Origin of the sequence: Corallococcus exercitus, assembly GCF_003611585.1 — a bacterium.
GTDB lineage: Bacteria > Myxococcota > Myxococcia > Myxococcales > Myxococcaceae > Corallococcus > Corallococcus exercitus.
The window spans coordinates 1-4509 of record NZ_RAVW01000592.1 but is presented as its reverse complement, the minus strand read 5'-3'; the positions used below and the strand labels follow the sequence as shown (position 1 = coordinate 4509).

The window sequence follows — 4509 nt, the reverse complement described above, 5'->3', positions numbered from 1 at the left end:
CTCCCGCCCCACGGGGAGCACGCCCACGGTCCGTCCGGCCGGGAGCACGGGCCCGCAACGCGTGCTGCTGGTGGACGACAGCCGCTCCATCCGGACGCTGCTGAAGATCTACCTCATGGCCCGCAGCTTCGAGTTCCTGGAGGCCGAGTCCGCCGAGGAGGGCCTCAAGGTCGCCGAGGCGGAGCAGGTGGACCTCATCCTCACCGACTTCCACATGGACGGGATGAACGGCGCGGACTTCGCCGGGCAGATCCGCGCCAGCACCAACGCCAGGCTGTCCAAGGTCCCCATCCTGATGATGACGGGCGACCCGAACGTGGCGGAGGTGCGCGCCCTGGGCCAGAAGGCCGGCATCAGCGCCTTCGTGCGCAAGCCGGTGAGCTGCGCGCAGCTGATGACGCTGGTGGACACCATCCTCCCGCTGCCCCGCGCCGCCGCGAAGTAGCGCCCCGCCTCAGGCCGGGCGCTGGGGCGCCAGCGCCCGCCGCTTGCGCACGGCCTCTCCCACGCGCACGGCGAAGAGCAGCGCCAGGACGGCCCCGTAGAGCACCGGCTCCGTGACGTCCTTCTTCACCCGCCACACGAAGTGCACCACGCCCAGCACCGCGGCCACGTACGCCAGCCGGTGCAGGCGCTGCCACGTGGGAAAGCCCAGCCGCCGCACCCACTTGTTCGTGGACGTGACGGCCAGCGGCACCAGCAGCATCAGCGCGGTGAAGCCCACGGTGATGAAGGGCCGGGTGAAGACGTCCTCCGCCATGGCGCGCACGTCCAGGCCCTGATCCAGCACGGAGTACGTGAGGAAGTGCGCCGCCGCGTAGGTGAAGGCCAGCAGGCCCAGCGTGCGGCGGATGCGCGCGGGCCACGTCCAGCCCGTCACCAGCCGCACGGGCGTGCACGCCAGCGACGCAATCAGCACCGCCAGCGCGAAGAGGCCCGTCTGGTTGAGGGCGAACTCGATGCCGTTGGCCCCCAGCTCGCCCCGGGCCCCCAGCACCGCGAGTTGCAGCAGCGGCGCCAGGCCTCCGACGGTGATGGCGGGGTTCAGCCAGGGGAGCTTGGAGGAGGCCATGGGTCAGAAGTCCCGCTTCAGGTCCATGCCGCTGTAGAGGCCGGCCACCGCGTCCGCGTAGCCGTTGAAGGGCAGCGTGGGCCGGCGCGAGCCCTCGCCGATGCGGCGCTCCGAGGCCTGGCTCCAGCGCGGGTGGTCCACCGCCGGGTTCACGTTGGCGTAGAAGCCGTACTCGCGCTTGTTGGCGAGGTTCCACGTCGTCGGCGGCTGCTCGCGCGTGAGCGTGATGCGGACGATGGACTTGATGCCCTTGAAGCCGTACTTCCACGGCACCACCAGCCGCAGCGGGGCGCCGTTCTGCGGCGGCAGCTGCTTGCCGTAGAGGCCCGTGGCCAGCAGCGTCAGCGGGTGCTGGGCCTCATCCAGGCGCAGGCCTTCCACGTAGGGCCAGTCCAGCACCGGGCTCTTCTGCCCGGGCATCTGCTCCGGATCCTCCAGCGTGGTGAAGGCCACGTACTTCGCGAAGGACGTGGGCTGCACGCGGTCCAGCAGCTTGCCCAGGGGCAGGCCCAGCCACGGAATCACCATGGACCAGGCCTCCACGCAGCGCATCCGGTAGACGCGCTCCTCCAGCGGGAAGGCGGAGATGAGCTGATCCACGTCCACCGTCCACGGCTTGTGCACCTCGCCGTCGATGACGACGGTCCACGGCCGCGTCTTCAGCGTGTGGGCGCGGCGGGCCGGGTCGTTCTTGTCCAGGCCGAACTCGTAGAAGTTGTTGTAGGTGGTGATGTCCTCGTAGGGCGTGCGCGGCTCGTCCGTGACGAAGACGCCCTGGGCGGGGGCCACCGGCTGCTCCACCGTGCCCGCGTCCGGCACGAAGCCGTCCATGGGCCGGGTGCGCTTCATGCCCAGGAGGTACAGCCCGCCTCCCACCACGGCGGCGGTGCCGGCGAACAGGCCCGCGTTCTTGATGAACTCGCGGCGGCGCAGGTAGTGCTTCTCGGCCGTCACTTCGGAGCCGGGGGGCTCGGGAGGGAGCTTGTCGCGCATGGCTCCCTCTATAACGCTCCAGGGCCTTTTCCGGTTACCGCCGGGCGTCCTTCACCCGCCACAGCCGCCACCAGGGCGTCCCGGGGGACTGATGGTGCTCCCAGTGGTAGCCGAAGAAGAAGCACGACAGCAGGGCCCACAGGTGGTTGCGCGGCAGGGTGCGCGCGTGGTGCGGCGCCATGGCTTCCGTGTCCGGACGCCGGTGCGGCAGGTACGTGCCGAAATAGAAGAGCTGCACGGTGGCCAGCACCGACGGCAGCACCCAGAAGGCCAGGATGCGCGCCTGGGACACGCCCAGCCACAGCAGCACGTTGAACTTCAGCGCCATGACCGCGATTTGGGGCCAGGTCGTGTAGCGCACCATGAAGGCCCCAAACCACGGCCAGAAGGACAGGCCCCGGGCCGCGAAGTCCGGGTCGTGGTCTCCGGTGGGGTCCGCGTGGTGCGCGCGGTGGTTCACCACCAGCCGGCGGTAGGACAGCCCCGCGAAGAGGAAGCAGGCCAGCATGCCCACCGCCGCGTTCACCCGGCGGCGCAGGGACACGGTGCCATGCATGGCGTCATGGCCGGTGATGAACAGGCCGGTGGACAGCCACATCTGGAGCAGGACGTGCAGCCAGGGGAGCGGTGAGGCCCACGGCAGGGGGGGCCCCGCCAGCATCCACGCCAGGTGTCCGCCCCACGCGCCCACCACCGCGAGCGCGAGCACGACGCCCCACGGGTCGGGGGGAACGGGAGGGGCTGGGGACTCGGGCGCCATGGCTCCCTTACTGGCCATGCCCCGTCCCCCGCGCACGCGAAAAGCACGCGGGAGGGACGGGGACTGGCCGGGACGCTACTTCTTCGCGGGCGCGGCGGCCGGGGCGCCGAAGTCCTTCACCAGCGACTCGGCGGTGACGTAGCGCGGCTCGATGTCCACCGGCACGTTCTTCAGCCGCTCCAGCACCTTCTGCACGGAGGGGCGCACCACGCCCTGCTTCGCGAGCAGCGCCTCCGCGGCGGTGCGGTCGCCCTTGGCCTGGAGGGCCATGAGCTGGGTCGTCAGCGACGTGACGGACGCCTGCATCTTGTCCGGGACGACTTCGAAGGTGCCGTCCGCGTTCACCTTCACCGCGCCGGTGTCCAGGAAGTGGTTGAGCTGCAGGGCGATGCCCTTGCCGTGCGCCTCGTCGATACCGAAGCGGATGGAGCGGAACGCGGACGCGAGGAACGTCGTGTACATGGTCCGCTGCAGCTCCTTGTCCAGCGTGCCCTTGTCCACCAGCCGCTGGAGGGCCCACAGGCCGGAGATGTCCGCCTTGGCCTCTTCGATGGCGCTGGAGGACGCCTGCAGCGCCTGACGCACCGTCGTCTGCTTCCCGGCCACGGTGACGTTGTGGGGCCCCAGGCCGTGCATCAGCTCGTGCATGAGGATGTGCGTGAAGAAGGCGTCGAAGGACACGTCCTTGCGGTCCTTCGCGGGCAGCGCCACCTTCGCGATGGGCAGCAGCACGCGCTGGAACTTCGCCTCCTGGATGTTCTTGAGCATCACGCGCTTGGTGCCCTTCTCCGCCGCCACGCGCTCGTCGTTGGGCAGGTTGAAGGCCGCCGTCTGCACGCCCCGGTTGCCGTCGCCGGAGGAGTACAGGCTGTTGATGACGCGGATGGGGGCCAGCGCGCCCAGCTTCGGGTTGCGCAGGTTCGCGTCGATGGGGAGGTTGTTCTCCAGCTCCTGGAGCTCCGCGCTGAACTTCGCCAGCTTCTGCGTCTCCGCGTCGTCGCGCACACCGATGAAGGCCTCGAAGGCGGCCTTGTAGTTGAACCAGCCGTCCTCGTAGACCTCGTAGGGCCCGATGGTGGGCTCCACGCTCGCGTCCAGCTCCATCCACGCGACCTCGCTCGCGTAGTAGTCGTTGGACAGGAACGCCGCCGCGCGCGTCTCCAGGAAGCGCTTGAGCGTGGGCTGCTGGGTGAGCGCCGCCGCCTCACGCAGGAGCTGCGCGGCCATGGCCAGCTCGCCCTGGTACTCCACGCTGTACGGCACGGTCATGAACTTGCCGTCCGGCCCGCGGCGCAGCGTGGTGAAGAAGCCCGTGGCCGCGTGCTGCTGCGCCTCCGGCAGGCTCTTCACCCAGGCCTCCACCTCCGCCTTGGTGGCGCCGGCGGGATAGAAGTTGCCTTCGTCCGGCTTGGGCGGCACGCCGGGGATGAACGGCTTCGCCTCGTCCAGGCGCGACCAGGGGCCCTTGTTGAGGAGGAACGCGTGCAGCCGCTCCTTGCCCAGGGGCGAGGTGTCCTCCACCAGGTCCAGGAGCAGCGTCGGGTTGCCCGCCCACGCCTGGCTCAGGAACAGGGGGTCCATGATCTTCGCGGCCTGGAGCACCTTGGCCAGGGCGCGCTTCTCCGCGTCCGGCAGCTTGGACACGTCCACCTTGACGTCCACGGGGGCGAAGCGGGCGGTCATC

At 70.1% G+C, this 4509-nt stretch carries 5 protein-coding genes; 1 reads left to right on the top strand and 4 read right to left on the bottom strand.

Annotated elements, in window-relative coordinates; genetic code table 11:
• Positions 1–445, top strand: a 445-nt coding sequence (locus D7W79_RS39215; protein WP_147442281.1) for a response regulator, incomplete at its 5' end; no start/stop codon positions are given.
• 9 nt (positions 446–454) lie between these two features.
• On the opposite strand, the gene msrQ is transcribed toward D7W79_RS39215, so the two are convergent.
• The 4 genes from msrQ to D7W79_RS39195 all read right to left on the bottom strand — a co-directional run.
• A complete protein-coding gene (gene msrQ, locus D7W79_RS39210; RefSeq protein WP_120530339.1) occupies positions 455–1072 on the bottom strand; it encodes a protein-methionine-sulfoxide reductase heme-binding subunit MsrQ in 618 nt (205 codons plus the stop codon).
• Between the two features lie 3 nt (positions 1073–1075).
• Positions 1076–2065: a protein-methionine-sulfoxide reductase catalytic subunit MsrP gene (gene msrP / locus D7W79_RS39205; RefSeq protein ID WP_120530338.1), complete on the bottom strand. Its 990-nt coding sequence runs from the start codon at positions 2063–2065 to the stop codon at positions 1076–1078.
• Between the two features lie 34 nt (positions 2066–2099).
• Positions 2100–2843 carry a fatty acid desaturase gene (locus D7W79_RS39200; protein WP_244222222.1) on the bottom strand — a complete coding sequence of 248 codons (744 nt, stop codon included), beginning with the start codon at positions 2841–2843 and terminating at the stop codon, positions 2100–2102.
• Between the two features lie 57 nt (positions 2844–2900).
• On the bottom strand, positions 2901–4509 hold a 1609-nt coding region (locus D7W79_RS39195; RefSeq protein WP_120530336.1), incomplete at its 5' end, for a DUF8614 domain-containing protein.